The following is a 14,383-nucleotide window of genomic DNA, read 5'->3' as shown; positions in this document are numbered from 1 at the left end:
TTTACTTGAGCGATTCCGCGTACTGCGTAGGAGGCGGGCGCGTGGCGCTGCCCCTTACCCTTACCCCTTGCCCGTTACTTGGACAGCAGGCGCATGGCTTCTTCGAGGCCCTTGATGGTCAGCGGGTACATGCGCTGGTTCACCAGCTGCTGGATCACGGCGATGCTTTGCCGGTATTGCCAGACGCCTTGCGGTTCGGGGTTGATCCAGGCGAACTTGGGGAAGGCGTTGGTCAGGCGCTGCATCCATTCGGCGCCGGCTTCCTCGTTGTTGTATTCGACGCTGCCGCCGGGCTGCAGGATTTCGTAGGGGCTCATGGTCGCGTCGCCGACGAAGATGAGTTTGTAGTCCTTGTTGTACTTGCGGATGATGTCCCAGGTCGGGAATTTTTCGCTGAAGCGGCGGCGGTTGTTCTTCCACATGAAGTCGTAGACGCAGTTGTGGAAGTAATAAAACTCCAGGTGCTTGAACTCGGCCTTCACGGCCGAGAACATTTCCTCGACGCGGTGGATGTGCTCGTCCATGGTGCCGCCCACGTCCATCAGCAGCAGCACTTTCACGTTGTTGTGGCGCTCGGGCACCATCTTGATGTCCAGCCAGCCGGCGTTGGCGGCGGTGGAGCGTATGGTGTCGTCCAGGTCCAGCTCTTCGACGTTGCCCTGGCGCGCGAATTTGCGCAGGCGGCGCAGCGCGACCTTGATGTTGCGCGTGCCCAGTTCCTGCGTGTCGTCGTAGTCCTTGTAGGCGCGCTGGTCCCAGACTTTCACCGCGCTCTTGTTGCGGCTTTTTTCCTGGCCTATGCGTATGCCCTGCGGGTTGAAGCCGTTGGCGCCGAAGGGCGAGGTGCCGCCCGTGCCTATCCATTTGCTGCCGCCCTCGTGGCGTTCTTTCTGTTCTTCAAAACGCTTCTTGAGCGTTTCCATGAGCTCGTCCCAGCCCATCTTCTCAATCTTCGCTTTTTCCTCGGGGCTCAGTTCAAGCTCAAGGTTTTTGCGCAGCCATTCAAGCGGGATGTCCTTGGTGAAGTCGGCGATCATCTCCACGCCCTTGAAGTAGGCGGCGAAGGCGCGGTCGAACTTGTCGTAGTTTTTTTCGTCCTTCACCAGCACGCAGCGGCTCAGGTAATAGAAGTCGTCAATCTTCCAGGCGCCTTCGCCCCCATGCGCTTCCAGCTTGTCGCTGTTGGGCCCGACGACGCCGGCCTCCAGCGCCTCGAGCAGCATCAGGTATTCCTTGACGGAGACCGGCAGCTTGGCCGAGCGCAGGGTGTAGAAGAAATCGATCAGCATGGAAAACTCCTGTCGCCGGGCGCTTCAGGCTCTGGGCTTGTCCAGCAGGTACAGCAATTGCGCTTTGACCTCGGGCCATTCGCCGGCGGCCAGGCTGTACATCACGGTGTCGCGTATCGTGCCGTCGCGGCGCAGCGCATGGCCGCGCAACACGCCGTCCTTGCGCGCGCCCAGGCGCTCGATGGCGCGCTGCGAGGCGTGGTTGAAGTTGTCGGTGCGCCAGCCCACGATGTTGCTGCCCAGGGTGTCGAAGGCATGCGTGAGCATCAGCAGCTTGCAGGTGGTGTTGACGTGGGTGCGCTGGCAGCGCGCGGCATACCAGGTGTAGCCGATCTCGACGCGCTTGAGGTTGGGCACGATGTCGTGAAAACTCGTGGTGCCCAGCACCTCGCCGCTGGCCGCGTCGGTCACCGCGAAGGCAAAGCGGTTGGCGGTGGCCAGGGCGGTTTCGATGTAGCCGCGCGTTTCATGCGGCTCGGGCACGGAGGTGATGCGCAGCTTCCAGAGTTCGCCGTCGGCGGCCGCGGCTTTCAGGCCGGCCTCGTGTTCGAGGCTGAGCGGCACCAGGCGCACGCCGCGCGCCTCCAGTGTCACGGGTTCGACAAAAGCCACCATGCTCAGTTCTTTCCTTCGGGTTTCTGCCGGTTCCTCCAGCGCCTGGCCAGCTGCAGGCCGAGGCCGCCGCCCAGGCCCACCAGCACGATGCCGGCGATGGCGCCGTTGCCGTAGCCGGCCTCAAAAATATCAAAGCCGAACAGGTGGCCGGCCCCGTAGCCGAGCAGCGCGCCGCCCACAAAGCCGACCGCGTCGGAGAGGCCTTCGAGCAACATCGATTTCTGGTTCATCTGTGAGTCCCGCGTTCAGCGATTGTTGCGCTGCATGAAAACCAGCTTCTCAAAGAGAGTCACGTCCTGCTCGTTCTTGAGCAGCGCGCCCACCAGCGGCGGCACGGCGACCTTGTCGTCCTTGCTTTGCAGGGCATCGAGCGGGATGTCTTCGGCGACCAGCAGCTTGAGCCAGTCCAGCAGTTCGCTGGTAGATGGTTTCTTCTTGAGGCCGGGCAGGTTGCGCACCTCGTAAAAGGTTTTCATCGCGGCCGTCAGCAGCTCTTTCTTGAGGTCGGGGAAGTGCACGTCCACGATCTGCTTCATGGTGTCGGCGTCGGGGAACTTGATGTAGTGGAAAAAGCAGCGGCGCAAAAACGCGTCGGGCAGTTCTTTTTCGTTGTTGGAGGTGATGAACACCAACGGGCGGTGCCTGGCCTTGATGAGCTCGCGTGTTTCATACACATAGAACTCCATGCGGTCGATTTCGCGCAGCAGGTCGTTGGGGAATTCGATGTCGGCCTTGTCGATCTCGTCGATCAGCAGCGCCACCGGCGTTTCCGAGGTGAAGGCCTGCCACAGCACGCCCTTGACGATGTAGTTATGGATGTCCTTGACCTTTTCGCCGCCGTCCACGGTGGACAGCTGCGAGTCGCGCAGGCGCGACACCGCGTCATATTCATACAGGCCCTGCTGCGCCTTGGTGGTTGACTTGATGTGCCATTGCAACAGCGGCAGGTTCAGGGCCTGGGCCACTTCCTCGGCCAGCATGGTCTTGCCGGTGCCCGGTTCGCCCTTGACCAGCAGCGGCTTTTTCAGGGCGGCGGCGGCGTTGACGGCAAGCATCAGGTCCTGGGTGGCGACGTAGTTCTTGGATCCTTGGAATTTCATGGTCTGGCGTCGGAAGTGAACGGGTTTGAAGGGCTATTCTCGGTTGTTTGCAGGCAGACGGCGCCTTGGGGCAACAGGCCCAGATATAATCCGGGGTTGTTTATAAGATGAATTCCCACCTGATTGTGCGCGCAAAATGAATAAGCTGTTCACCACGATATTCGCCGTAACTGTCTCTTGCGTGACGGTTGCCAGCCTGGCCCAGGAGATCAAAGGCGACGCCAAGGCCGGCGAAACCAAGAATGCCATGTGCATAGGCTGCCACGGCATCAAGGGCTACCAGGCCTCTTTCCCCGAGGTCTACAAGGTCCCGATGATTTCGGGCCAGGGCGCCAAATACATCACCGCCGCGCTCAATGAATACAAAAAAGGCGAGCGCAAACATCCGACGATGCGCGCCATCGCCGACTCCCTGACCGACCAGGACATCGCCGACCTGGCAGCCCACTACAGCGCCGACGGCGTGGTGGCCGCCGAGCCGGCCAAGGCCGCCAAAGAGCCGAGCGCCGAAGTCAAGGCCCTGCTGGCCAAGGCCAATTGCGCGTCCTGCCACGGCGACAACTTCAGCAAGCCCATCGACCCCGCCTACCCCAAGCTGGGCGGCCAGCACGCCGACTACCTGTTTGTGGCGCTCAAGGCCTACAAGGTTGAAAACAACCCCAAGGTCGGCCGCAGCAACGCCATCATGGCCGGCATGGCCAAGCAGTACACCAACCCGGAACTCAAGATGCTGGCCAATTACCTGTCCTCGGTGGACGGCGACCTGAAGACCATCCCGCAGAAGAAATTCCGTTAAGCCGGAATCTCCCGCACACAAAAAAGCCGCTTCATCAAGCGGCTTTTTTTATGTCTTAGTCGCGGGTTGCCCTGCGCTGTACGCAGTCGATATAGGCCGCGCCATCCGGCGGGCGCCCCGCGCGCTGGCTTTCCCAGACCATCTGCCCCAGGCAGTCCATGGTTTCATGGTGCGCGTCGTGCAGGGAGTCGCGCTTGGCCGTCAGCAGCTCCACCGCCTGGCGTATGCCGCGCGGCTGGTCGATGGAGCATTGCTCGCTGATCGACAGGTGCATGGACAGGTGCAGGAAAGGGTTGGTCTTGCCGGCGTCCACGTCGTACATTTTGTCGAGCGCTGCGTCAGCGTCGGAAAAGTCCGCATGGTATTCGGGGTGCTCTTCGATCCACTGGCTGGCGAGGGTTTCAATCGCCTCCATGGGCTGGCCGGCGCGGGCCTTGGCATAGACGGAACAGAAGAAGTGCCGTACGTCGGCTTGCGAGGGCGTGAACATGGGGAAAGCGTATCACGCGGGTGTTTTCCAATGCCCGTATGGGGTTGTGCTTTCAGCGTTTGGGACACAGCGTGCGCTGATGGCGTCCTACAGACAGTTTGGGCGCCGGTGCCTACATTGCTACTCACAGAGTGGCGCAGTTCCGGGGCAGGGCCACTCCCATCATTCACAGCCCGGCGAGGAGATTTCACATGAACGCAGCACGCATCACAGGCATTGTCCTGATCGTTTTGGGCCTGGCCGGCTTTTTCACCGGCGGCTTCAGTTTCACCAAGGACACGACGGCCGCCAAGGTCGGCCCCATCCAGCTGACCGTGAAGGAAAAAGAGTCGGTCAATATTCCGCAGTGGCTGAGCCTGGGGGCCGTGGTTTTGGGCGCAGTCGTCCTGGTCATCGGTTTCAAGAAAACCTGATTTGCCCACCAGCGCTTAATTGCGCTGGACGCTGAGCATGCGCGAGATCGCCTGCGCCGCCGTTAAAAGCTGCGGCAGCATGGTCTCCTGCATGGCCTTGGCGCTGGTGCGGTTGGCCTGGCCGCTGATATTGAGCGCGGCCACCATCTGGCCGGCGCGGTTGGTAATAGGCGCCGCCATCGACACCAAACCCTCTTCCAGTTCCTGGTTCACCAGCGACCAGCCCTGCTTGCGCACCTGCGCGACCTTGGCTGCGAGTTCCTTCACATCGGTCACGGTGTATTTGGTGCGGGCCGTCAGTGTTGAGGCCTGCAGGCACTTCATCAGTTCGGCCTCGGGCAGGGCCGACAGCAGCATGCGGCCCATGGACGTGCAATAAGCCGGCAGGCGCGAGCCCACGCCCAGGCTGATGCTCATGATCTTGTGCGTGGGCACGCGCAGCACGTAGACGATGTCCGTGCCTTCCAGCATGGCGGCAGAGCACGACTCCTTGACTTCCCCGACCAGCGCCTCCATCACCGGCTCGGCCAGGTTCCAGATCGGCATTGACGACAGGTAGGCAAAACCCAAATCGAGGATGCGCGGCGTGAGGCTGAACAGCTTGCCGTCGTTGTGCACATAACCCAGCGTTTCCAGCGTCAGCAAAATGCGGCGCGCGCCGGCGCGGCTCAGGCCGCTGCGGCCGGCGACTTCGGTCAGCGTCTGGCGCGGCGCGTCGGCGCTGAAGGAACGTATGACCTCCAGCCCGCGCGCGAAGGACTGGACATAGCCGTCACCGGGCTTGCGGTCGTTGGACAGGGTGGATGCGGCGTTTGCCATGGTGCGGGAAATCTCCTAAAATTCATTATACGAACTCTTGTTCTAATAACGAACAATAATTGATGCCGGCGCGCCTGTGAGTTTGGGCGGCCGCCATACCTGGAGACTCCTGAATGATCAACAAGATTGCCGCCTCCGTCGCCGACGCGCTGGCGGACGTGAAAGACGGCGCCACGGTGCTGATAGGCGGCTTCGGCACCGCGGGCATTCCCAATGAGCTGATCGACGGCTTGATAGAGCAGGGCGCCAAGGACCTCACGGTGGTGAACAACAACGCGGGCAATGCCGAAGTCGGCCTGGCCGCGCTGCTGAAAGCCGGCCGCGTGCGCAAGATCATCTGCAGCTTTCCGCGCCAGGCCGACAGCCAGGTGTTTGACGGCCTGTACCGCAGCGGCAAGCTGGAACTCGAACTGGTGCCGCAGGGCAACCTGGCCGAGCGCATACGCGCCGCCGGCGCCGGCATAGGTGCTTTTTTCTGCCCCACGGGTTTCGGCACCGAGCTGGCGCTGAACGCCGACGGCAGCGCCAAGGAAACCCGCGAAATCAACGGCCGGCAGTATGTGCTGGAGATGCCGATTTACGGCGACGTGGCCCTGATCAAGGCCGAGCGCGGCGACCGCTGGGGCAACCTGACCTACCGCATGGCGGCGCGCAACTTTGGCCCGGTGATGGCGACGGCGGCGAAGAAAACCGTGGCCACCGTGCACGAGGTCGTGGAGCTCGGCGAACTCGATCCCGAAACCATCGTGACGCCCGGCATCTTTGTGCATCACATCGTCAAGATTTCCCGTATCGCCACGCAGGCCGGCGGTTTCAAGAAAGCGGCATGACCATGACTTACCAACGCCGCAGCAAGGACCAGCTCGCAGCCCGCGTCGCGCAGGATATTTTTGACGGCGCCGTCGTCAACCTCGGCATAGGCCAGCCCACGCTGGTGGCCAACCACTTGCCGGCCGGCCGCGAGGTCATCCTGCAAAGCGAGAACGGCATCCTCGGCATGGGCCCGGCGCCCGCCGAAGGCGAGGAAGACTACGACCTGATCAATGCCGGCAAGCAGCCGGTGACGCTGCTCAAGGGCGGCGCCTTCTTCCACCATGCCGACAGCTTCGGCATGATGCGCGGCGGCCACCTCGACATCTGCGTGCTGGGCGCCTTCCAGGTCTCGGCCACCGGCGACCTGGCCAACTGGAGCACCGGTGAGCCCGGCGCGATTCCCGCAGTCGGCGGCGCCATGGACCTGGCGATCGGCGCGCGGCAGACCTGGGTCATGATGGATTTGCTGACCAAACAGGGCGTGAGCAAGCTGGTGAGCCAATGCACCTACCCGCTGACCGGCATAGGCTGCGTCAAGCGCGTGTATTCCGACCTGGCGACACTGGCATGCACGCCGCAGGGCCTGAAGCTGATCGACACGGTTGACGGCCTCACGCACGCCGAACTTGAAAAACTGGTCGGCCTGCCGATTGCGGCCGCCTGAATTCCACCCTCTTCGAAAAGACACCACACCATGACCCAAGCTTTTATCTGCGACGCCATGCGCACCCCCTTCGGCCGCTACGGCGGCGCCCTCAGCAGCGTGCGCACCGACGACCTGGGCGCGATCCCCATCAAGGCGCTGATGGCGCGCAACCCCAATGTCGACTGGCAGGCCGTCACCGACGTGATCTACGGCTGTGCCAACCAGGCCGGTGAAGACAACCGCAACGTCGCGCGCATGGCCGCCTTGCTGGCCGGCCTGCCCATGGACGTGCCGGGCGCCACCCTGAATCGCCTGTGCGGCTCGGGCCTGGACGCGCTGGGCACGGCCGCGCGCGCCATCAAGTCGGGCGAAGCCACCTTGATGATTGCCGGCGGCGTTGAGAGCATGAGCCGTGCGCCCTTTGTGATGCCCAAGGCCGAGAGCGCCTTCAGCCGCGCCAACGCGGTCTACGACACGACGATTGGCTGGCGCTTCATCAACAAGCTCATGAAGGAAAAATACGGCGTCGACGCCATGCCCGAAACCGCCGAGAACGTGGCGACCGACTACAAGATCAACCGCGAAGACCAGGACAAGATGGCGCTGGCCAGCCAGCTCAAAGCCGTGGCCGCGCAAAAGGCCGGCTACTTCGACGCGGAAATCACGCCGGTGACGATTGCCCAGAAAAAGGGCGACCCGATTGTGGTCAGCAAGGACGAACACCCGCGCGAAACCTCGCTCGAAGCGCTGGCCAAACTCAAGGGCGTGGTGCGGCCCGACGGCACGGTGACCGCCGGCAATGCCAGCGGCGTGAACGACGGCGCCTGCGCGCTGCTGCTGGCCGATGAAGCCACCGCCGCAAAGAATGGCCTCACGCCGCGCGCCCGCATCGTGGGCATGGCGACCGCCGGTGTCGCGCCGCGCATCATGGGCATTGGCCCGGCGCCCGCCACGCAAAAAGTGCTGGCCCTCACCGGCCTCACGATGGCGCAGATGGACGTGATCGAACTCAACGAAGCCTTCGCCGCGCAAGGCCTGGCCGTGCTGCGCATGCTGGGCGTGCAGGACGACGACCCGCGCGTCAACCCCAACGGCGGCGCCATCGCGCTGGGCCATCCGCTGGGCGCATCGGGCGCGCGCCTGGCCACCACGGCCGTCAACCAGTTGCACAAAACCGGCGGGCGTTATGCGCTGGCCACCATGTGCATTGGCGTGGGGCAGGGCATTGCCGTGATCCTCGAACGGGTTTAAACAATGCGTTCAGAGGTGATGCTTTTTTCGGCATCACCCCTAGAATCGCGCGATGGCCTCGCCCGACGATTCCACCGAACGCATCTACGCCCTGTGGGACCACATGGCGGGCTTCGAGGCCGCCCAGCAGGACGTCGCGCTCAAGCACCTCTTGAGTGAACTCTGCGCGCTGGTGGATGCGCAGAACGCCAGCTGGGTGTGTGCCGTGCGCATGCCGCAGATGGGGCCGAATGACCCGGTCAACGGCTGGCGGCCGCGCCTGTCCGAACATCTCCATCCCTTCGCGCGCCTGCGCGCCGGCGCGCGAGAGCAGACCCGCATGCTCGAAGAGGGCGACATCGACCTCACCACGGTGCGCAACGTGGCGCTGGCCGGCCGCTTTCGCGCTAACCGGCTGATCGACCTGGTGCCCGAGGAATGGTTTTCTTCCGGCTACTACCGGAATTTCTACGAAGGCCTCGGCCACACCGACGCGATCTGGGCGGGCTGCCCGGTCAATGCGGATGCCGAGGTCTACTTCGGCCTGTACCGCGGCGAGGGCCACCCGCGCTTCACCGAGGCCGAACGCGACATGGCGGCCGCTGCGCTGCGCGGGCTGAAATGGTTTCACCGCAACCAGTTGCTGGGCCACGGCCTGCTGGTGGCCGCCACGCCGCTCACGGCCGCGGAACGCGGCGTGCTGCAAGGCCTGCTGGGCGGCGAGCCGGAAAAGCAGATCGCCGCCGACCTGGGCCAGAGCTACCACACCACCCATGAGCACGTCATGGCGATCTACCGCAAATTCGGCGTCAACAACCGGGCGGCGCTGATGGCGCTCTGGCTTGGCAAGGCGGGCTGAGTTTTTCGCACTTTCTTTTTCAGCTGGCCGTTGAAACAAAAACCTTTGTTTTAATTTCCCCCTTTTTAGGGGGTTCCGTGATTCTGCGCTTGTGGGCATAGTGCGGTCACTGTGGCGCCGGCGGCTTTGGCGGCGCCCGCCCATCCATAAAAAGTTCCTGTCACCGGAGGAGTCTCGCCATGAGGGACCACGCCCGCCGCTTTCGTGCGCCGCTGTTGATGGTGCGCTGCTGCACCGCCGTACTCATTGCGCGCGCGTTCACGCCATCGCAGAACCGCGCAGGCGGTGGTTTTTTTTCCGGTGAGCGATGGATCACCCAGCTGGTGGGCGCGGGCCTCGCCGTGGCTGGCTATGGCGGGGCTTGCGCGCAGGAAGGCCTGCTGTTGTACGCCACAACGGCGACCAACGACGTCTCGGTCCTGCGCACCAACGCGGATGGAACCCTTGGCGCCGTGACGACGATCAACGTTGGCGCCGCCAGCACCCACGCCGTGGTGCGGGGTGACCAAGCCTTTGCCTATGTGACGCTGAACGGGCAGGACCAGCTCAAGGTCATAGACACCAGGACGAACACGGTGGTGCAGACCGTGGCGACGGGCGACGGGCCGCGCGGCGTCAACGTCAGCCCCGACGGGACACGTGTTTACGTGGCGAACAACGCCGGCGGCGCCAACACCCTCTCGGTTTTCAGCGCGGATGCCCGCACCGGCCAGCTCACCGCCCTGACGAGCATTGCCACAGGCGCGAACAGCCAGCCCCGCCAGGTGGTGTTCAGCCAGGACGGCTTACGCGCGTACATCGCGAACCAGGGCACCGGCGCGAACGGCAGCGTCAGCATCCTCGACACGGCCACGAACACCATCATCGGCACGGTGAACACCGGCGGCCAGCTGATCGCGATTGCGGCCAACCCCGCCGGGACGCGCGTCTATGCCACCAGCGCCACCAACCAGGTCTTTGCCATCGACACGGCCGCCCCGGTCCCGGGTGTCATCGCGACACTTCCGACCGGTAGCCTGCCGTTTGGCGTCACCGTCAGCCCGGACGGCAGGTATTTCTACGTCTCGAACCAGAACGACTTCACCGTCCGGCAATACGACGCCGCCAGCAATACGCAGGTCGGCGGCCCCCTCGCCGCCGGCTTTAATCCCATGGGTGCGACGATCAGTCCGGATGGGCGCTACATGTACATCGCGCTTCAGGGAACTGACGACAGGATCGCGGTGTTCTCGCTCGCTGATGGAACGGGGGTGCCGGTCAACACGCTCGCGTTTGCCTCGACGGGAAACGATCCTCTCAATGCGGGCCTGTGCGGCAACGGCGGCGGGATGCTCGCGGCCGGCGCCACTTTTGTCGCCAACACGGCCGGCGCGCTGGGCTGCGCGGGCACGGCGCCGACGTTTACCGGGGGCACGCTGCTGGTCAACGGCGCGGATCTCACACTGGCCACGTCGATGGTGCTGGGCGCCGGCGGAGGAACTTTCGATACCAACGGCAACACGGCGACGGTGTCCGGCGTGATCAGCGGCACGGGCGGCCTCACCAAGGCCGGCGCCGGCACGCTGGTCCTCTCAGGCGCCAACACCTATTCCGGCGGCACGGCCGTCAATGCCGGCACGCTGGCGGTCAATGGTTCCCTGGCCGGTGGAGTGACGGTGAATGCGGGCGGCACTCTGGGCGGCACCGGCGCCATCAACGGAGCGGTGAATGCCGCGAGCGGCGGCGTGCTCGCGCCCGGCAACTCCATCGGCACCCTCACGGTCTCGGGCAATGTGACCTTCGCTCCCGGTTCCATCTACCGTGTCGAGGTGGACGCCGCCGGCAACGCCGACCGCATCAACGTCACTGGCGCGCCGGGCACGGCAGTGATCAACGGCGGCACGGTGGACGTGCAGGCCGGCGCGGGCAATTACCAGGCCAGCACGCAGTACACCATCCTCAACGCCCGCGGCGGCGTGACGGGCAGGTTCGCGGCAGCGACGTCCAACCTTGCATTCCTGACGCCGTCACTGGCCTACGACGCGAACAATGTGTTTCTGCTGCTCAGGCGCAACGACCTCGGTTTCGCGGATGCCGCCGGAACACCCAACCAGCGTTCGGCCGCCGGGGCGCTGCAGGCCGGCAGCGGCAGCGTGGGTGACATGGTGGCGGTGACGAATGCCATCACAGGGCTCTCGGTGCCGCAGGCGCAAGCGGCCTTTGATGCCATAGGCGGGGCCTCGCTGGTCGCGCTGCGGCGCGCCGGTGAGGTTTTCGCCGGCGGCTTCGGCCTGCAGCTCAATCGCCGGCTTGGCGTGGTGGCGTCGGGTGATGCGGCGCGGCAGGCGGTGGCTTTCGGTTCGCCCTTGTTGTTGGCGGCGAATGACTGGCAGGCTGACGGGCGGCGCGTCGCCCAGGCAGGCATGGGCGGGGCGCTGGACGGCGCGCAGCAGCAACCCGGCGCGCGCGGCTTCTGGCTGCGCGGCTACGGCGCCGGCAGCAACACCGACAGCGATGGCAATGCGGCGGCGAATACCTTGCGCGGCAGCGGGCTCTCCGCCGGAGTTGATGCCGAAGTGAGTGAAGGCCTGGTGCTCGGCGCGGCGCTGACCAGCGGTACGTCGCGTGTTTCCTTTGACGGCACAGCCGACACCGGCCGCTCGCGCGGCAATGCGCTTGGTATTTACGGCAGTTACGCCACCGGCCGCTGGGCTTTCAAGGGCCTGGCCAGTCTGGCCTGGAACGCCAACCACATGGACCGTGCGGTGGTCGTCGGCCCGCTGGCCCGCACGGCGAGTTCGGACTTCGACAGCCGCAGCCAGTCGGTGTATGCCGAGGCCACCTATGACTTGCCGAAGGCCGGCTACCTGCTGCAGCCGCTGGCCGCGCTGTCCTATGTGCGCACAAAGACGGACGGCTTCACCGAGACCGGCGCGGGCGCGCTCAACCTGCAGGTGGCGGGGCAGACCACGACCTCGACACGCACCCTGTTGGGCGCGAAGACGGTGCATGAAGTGGGCAGCGTCAAGGTCGAGCCGCGATTGCTGTGGGCGCATGAGTTCGGCAATGTCAACGCGCCGCTGGCCGCAAACCTCACGGGCGCGCCGGCCGTGGGCAGCTTCCAGGTTTCGGGTGTGGCGCTCAAGCGCGACAGCCTGGTGCTGGGCCTGGGTGTTTCGGGCCAGGTCGGCAAGGGGTTCACGCTGGTGGCCGATGCGCAACTGGAAGGCAATGCGCGCCAGCGCAACCTGGGCTTTTTTGTGGCGCTGCGCGGGGCCTGGTAGGGCTTTCGCGCAGCCTGGGTGACGGCCCATCAGCGGGCCTCTGTGGTGAAATGCGGGACTTCATTCCTGAGGGAGGCGATTGCCTTGATCGCCTGCCCCGCATTCGCACTGTGACTTCATGACCTTCCCGCTGATCACCGACCCCTATTTCTACGCCGTCGCCGTCCCAGCCGTGATCATGCTGGGCGTCAGCAAAAGCGGTTTCGGCGCGGGCTTCGGGTCCCTCGCGGTGCCGGTGATGGCGCTGGCGGTCACGGTGCCGCAGGCGGCGGCCATCCTGATGCCGGTGCTGCTGCTGATGGACCTGCTGGGGCTGGCGGCTTTCCGGCGCGACTTCGACTTCAAGTTCCTCAAATTCCTGATCCCCTTTGGCCTGGTGGGCACGGTGGTGGGCGCGCTGTTGTTCAAGGTGCTGGACGCCAAGGTGGTGGCGGCGCTGGTGGGAATATTCACGCTGTTGTTTTTGGCGCAGCGCCTGCTGTTCCCGCCGCGGCCCGACAGCGCGCCGCCGCCGAAATGGCTGGGCGCGATCCTGACGGTGACCTCGGGCTTTACCAGCTTCGTTTCGCATGCGGGCGGGCCGCCGCTGAGCGCCTATGTGATCCCCATGCGCCTGAGCCCGGTGAAGTTCGCCGCCACCATGGCGGCTTTCTTTTTTGTCATCAACCTCTCGAAGTGGATTCCCTACGCCTGGCTGGGCCTGCTGGACGTGCGCAACATGGCGACCTCGCTGGTGCTGCTGCCGCTGGCGCCGCTGGGCGTGTGGATGGGCGTGCGCATGGCGCGCAGCATCAGCCCGGTGCTGTTCTACCGTTTGCTCTACGTCGGCATGCTGCTGACGGGTTGCAAGCTGCTGTGGGACGGGTTTCACTGAAGAAGCCGGGCGTCCGCCGGCCATAGCGGGAATTGCCGCTTCCGTCCAGCACGGCCCGATGCCCGGCCGGGTCTTGCGCCGGCCCCCGGACTTTTCCCGGCCTGCTTTTCACGAATTTCTGTGAGAATCGCGGAGATGAGAACAATATGCTTACATTGCGTCTGACTTCCCCTTCATGACCACGGTTGTTTTTGCCGATCTTGTGGGCAGCACCAGCATGTTTGAACGGCTGGGCGATGAAACCGCGTCGCGCTTCGTGACGCAGCTCATCGGCGTGCTCAGCCAGGTGTTCCAGGAGCACCAGGGCCGGGTCGTGAAACTGCTGGGCGACGGCCTGTTCGTGGTCTTTCCGAACGAGGGCGACGCGCTCTCGGCCTGCATCAGCATCCAGAAGCGCCTGCAGGAAAAACCCATCAAGCCCGGCGGCAGCGGCGCGCCGGTGCAGATGCAGATGGGCATCGAATCGGGTGAAGTCGTCGAGATCGACGGCGACTGCTTCGGCGACACCGTGAATTCCGCCGCCCGCCTGGCCGACTTGGCCGGCGCCGCGCAAATCCTCACCACCGAAAACGTCTGGACGGCGCTGCTGCCGGCCCAGCGGGATGCCTTGCGCAGCATGGGCCCCATGTACCTGCGCGGCCGGGCCGAAGCCAGCCACGTCTACCGCGTCGAATGGCAGACCGGGCGCGACGAGGACGCGACCATGGCCGGGCGATCGATGTTCGCCTCGCCCAGCCAGGCCTTCCTGGAACTGAGCTACGCCGGCCAGACCGTGCGGCTGGACGCCAAAAGCAGCAAGCTGGCGCTGGGCCGGGGCGCCGATGCGGCGCTGGCGCTGAACGACCCGCGCGTCTCGCGCATGCACGCGACGCTGGAGTGGCGCGGCGGGCATTTTGTGCTGACGGACGCTTCGAGCTACGGCACCTGGGTCTACCTGGGCAACCAGAGCGAAGCCGTGGTGCTGCGCCGCACCGAGTGCTACCTGGTCGGCAGCGGCCACATCGTGCCGGGCTGCGACCGCAGCGAGGACAACGCGCCGCTGGTGGCGTTTTCCATCCGGACCTGAGGCAGTGGAACCGGCCGCGGCAGGGGCCGCGCACCGGAAAAAGTAACGGTTTTCAACGGTTTTGCCTCCGGGCGATGCAAGCTAGAATCGATTTTTGTTTCAAGACGTAG

15 protein-coding genes are annotated in these 14,383 nt (G+C 64.7%); 9 read left to right on the top strand and 6 right to left on the bottom strand.

Annotated elements, in window-relative coordinates:
* Positions 1–74 precede the first annotated feature (74 nt).
* The 4 genes from ACLV8F_RS07905 to ACLV8F_RS07890 are packed head-to-tail and all read right to left on the bottom strand — an operon-like array spanning position 75 to position 3,004.
* Complete coding sequence (locus tag ACLV8F_RS07905) at positions 75–1,289, bottom strand: vWA domain-containing protein (protein WP_411883685.1); 1,215 nt, start codon at positions 1,287–1,289, stop codon at positions 75–77.
* A gap of 24 nt (positions 1,290–1,313) precedes the next feature.
* Positions 1,314–1,901 carry a GNAT family N-acetyltransferase gene (locus ACLV8F_RS07900; RefSeq protein WP_411883776.1) on the bottom strand — a complete coding sequence of 196 codons (588 nt, stop codon included), beginning with the start codon at positions 1,899–1,901 and terminating at the stop codon, positions 1,314–1,316.
* A gap of 5 nt (positions 1,902–1,906) precedes the next feature.
* A complete protein-coding gene (locus ACLV8F_RS07895; RefSeq protein ID WP_411883684.1) occupies positions 1,907–2,134 on the bottom strand; it encodes a hypothetical protein in 228 nt (75 codons plus the stop codon).
* 15 nt (positions 2,135–2,149) lie between these two features.
* Positions 2,150–3,004, bottom strand: a complete 855-nt coding sequence (locus ACLV8F_RS07890) for an AAA family ATPase (RefSeq protein WP_411883683.1) — start codon at positions 3,002–3,004, stop codon at positions 2,150–2,152.
* Between the two features lie 136 nt (positions 3,005–3,140).
* Between ACLV8F_RS07890 and ACLV8F_RS07885 the strand changes: the two genes are divergently transcribed.
* Positions 3,141–3,800: a c-type cytochrome gene (locus tag ACLV8F_RS07885; protein ID WP_411883682.1), complete on the top strand. Its 660-nt coding sequence runs from the start codon at positions 3,141–3,143 to the stop codon at positions 3,798–3,800.
* A 55-nt stretch (positions 3,801–3,855) separates the two neighbouring features.
* Here the strand turns inward: ACLV8F_RS07885 and ACLV8F_RS07880 are convergent, their stop codons facing one another.
* Entirely contained in the window at positions 3,856–4,290 is a 435-nt protein-coding gene (locus ACLV8F_RS07880; RefSeq protein ID WP_411883681.1) for a DUF1841 family protein, read from the bottom strand.
* 191 nt (positions 4,291–4,481) lie between these two features.
* On the opposite strand from ACLV8F_RS07880, the gene ACLV8F_RS07875 reads away from it, so the two are divergent.
* The gene (locus ACLV8F_RS07875; RefSeq protein ID WP_411883680.1) at positions 4,482–4,703 is read left to right on the top strand and encodes a hypothetical protein; all 222 of its coding nucleotides are present in this window, start codon (positions 4,482–4,484) and stop codon (positions 4,701–4,703) included.
* A 15-nt stretch (positions 4,704–4,718) separates the two neighbouring features.
* Here ACLV8F_RS07875 and ACLV8F_RS07870 read toward each other — a convergent pair whose 3' ends face one another.
* Complete coding sequence (locus ACLV8F_RS07870; RefSeq protein ID WP_411883679.1) at positions 4,719–5,522, bottom strand: IclR family transcriptional regulator; 804 nt, start codon at positions 5,520–5,522, stop codon at positions 4,719–4,721.
* Positions 5,523–5,635: 113 nt separating this feature from the next.
* On the opposite strand from ACLV8F_RS07870, the gene ACLV8F_RS07865 reads away from it, so the two are divergent.
* The 7 genes from ACLV8F_RS07865 (at position 5,636) to ACLV8F_RS07835 (ending at position 14,273) form a co-directional block, all read left to right on the top strand.
* Positions 5,636–6,352: a 3-oxoacid CoA-transferase subunit A gene (locus ACLV8F_RS07865; RefSeq protein ID WP_411883678.1), complete on the top strand. Its 717-nt coding sequence runs from the start codon at positions 5,636–5,638 to the stop codon at positions 6,350–6,352.
* Entirely contained in the window at positions 6,349–6,999 is a 651-nt protein-coding gene (locus ACLV8F_RS07860; RefSeq protein ID WP_411883677.1) for a 3-oxoacid CoA-transferase subunit B, read from the top strand. Before ACLV8F_RS07865 ends, ACLV8F_RS07860 begins: the two co-directional genes overlap by 4 nt.
* Positions 7,000–7,029: 30 nt before the next feature.
* Positions 7,030–8,232: a 3-oxoadipyl-CoA thiolase gene (pcaF, locus tag ACLV8F_RS07855; protein ID WP_411883676.1), complete on the top strand. Its 1,203-nt coding sequence runs from the start codon at positions 7,030–7,032 to the stop codon at positions 8,230–8,232.
* A gap of 52 nt (positions 8,233–8,284) precedes the next feature.
* Positions 8,285–9,070 (top strand): response regulator transcription factor, encoded by a 786-nt coding sequence (locus ACLV8F_RS07850; protein ID WP_411883675.1) that lies wholly within the window; start codon positions 8,285–8,287, stop codon positions 9,068–9,070.
* Between the two features lie 179 nt (positions 9,071–9,249).
* A complete protein-coding gene (locus ACLV8F_RS07845) occupies positions 9,250–12,333 on the top strand; it encodes an autotransporter domain-containing protein (RefSeq protein WP_411883674.1) in 3,084 nt (1,027 codons plus the stop codon).
* A gap of 118 nt (positions 12,334–12,451) precedes the next feature.
* Positions 12,452–13,207 (top strand): sulfite exporter TauE/SafE family protein, encoded by a 756-nt coding sequence (locus tag ACLV8F_RS07840; RefSeq protein ID WP_411883673.1) that lies wholly within the window; start codon positions 12,452–12,454, stop codon positions 13,205–13,207.
* 175 nt (positions 13,208–13,382) lie between these two features.
* The gene (locus ACLV8F_RS07835) at positions 13,383–14,273 is read left to right on the top strand and encodes an adenylate/guanylate cyclase domain-containing protein (RefSeq protein ID WP_411883672.1); all 891 of its coding nucleotides are present in this window, start codon (positions 13,383–13,385) and stop codon (positions 14,271–14,273) included.
* Positions 14,274–14,383 lie beyond the last annotated feature (110 nt).

The sequence above is a fragment of the Polaromonas sp. YR568 genome (assembly GCF_943369675.1).
Classification (GTDB): Bacteria; Pseudomonadota; Gammaproteobacteria; order Burkholderiales; family Burkholderiaceae_C; genus Polaromonas.
The sequence above is the reverse complement of the archived record's forward strand: the minus strand, read 5'-3'. Positions and strand labels throughout refer to the sequence as shown.

Coding starts and splice junctions, on each gene's coding strand:
- ACLV8F_RS07860 (WP_411883677.1), top strand. CDS start 6,349: ATGACCATGACTTACCAACGCCGCAGCAAGGACCAGCTCGCAGCCCGC.
- ACLV8F_RS07885 (WP_411883682.1), top strand. CDS start 3,141: ATGAATAAGCTGTTCACCACGATATTCGCCGTAACTGTCTCTTGCGTG.
- pcaF (WP_411883676.1), top strand. CDS start 7,030: ATGACCCAAGCTTTTATCTGCGACGCCATGCGCACCCCCTTCGGCCGC.
- ACLV8F_RS07865 (WP_411883678.1), top strand. CDS start 5,636: ATGATCAACAAGATTGCCGCCTCCGTCGCCGACGCGCTGGCGGACGTG.
- ACLV8F_RS07870 (WP_411883679.1), bottom strand. CDS start 5,522: ATGGCAAACGCCGCATCCACCCTGTCCAACGACCGCAAGCCCGGTGAC.
- ACLV8F_RS07875 (WP_411883680.1), top strand. CDS start 4,482: ATGAACGCAGCACGCATCACAGGCATTGTCCTGATCGTTTTGGGCCTG.
- ACLV8F_RS07835 (WP_411883672.1), top strand. CDS start 13,383: ATGACCACGGTTGTTTTTGCCGATCTTGTGGGCAGCACCAGCATGTTT.
- ACLV8F_RS07905 (WP_411883685.1), bottom strand. CDS start 1,289: ATGCTGATCGATTTCTTCTACACCCTGCGCTCGGCCAAGCTGCCGGTC.
- ACLV8F_RS07890 (WP_411883683.1), bottom strand. CDS start 3,004: ATGAAATTCCAAGGATCCAAGAACTACGTCGCCACCCAGGACCTGATG.
- ACLV8F_RS07850 (WP_411883675.1), top strand. CDS start 8,285: ATGGCCTCGCCCGACGATTCCACCGAACGCATCTACGCCCTGTGGGAC.
- ACLV8F_RS07845 (WP_411883674.1), top strand. CDS start 9,250: ATGAGGGACCACGCCCGCCGCTTTCGTGCGCCGCTGTTGATGGTGCGC.
- ACLV8F_RS07840 (WP_411883673.1), top strand. CDS start 12,452: ATGACCTTCCCGCTGATCACCGACCCCTATTTCTACGCCGTCGCCGTC.
- ACLV8F_RS07880 (WP_411883681.1), bottom strand. CDS start 4,290: ATGTTCACGCCCTCGCAAGCCGACGTACGGCACTTCTTCTGTTCCGTC.
- ACLV8F_RS07895 (WP_411883684.1), bottom strand. CDS start 2,134: ATGAACCAGAAATCGATGTTGCTCGAAGGCCTCTCCGACGCGGTCGGC.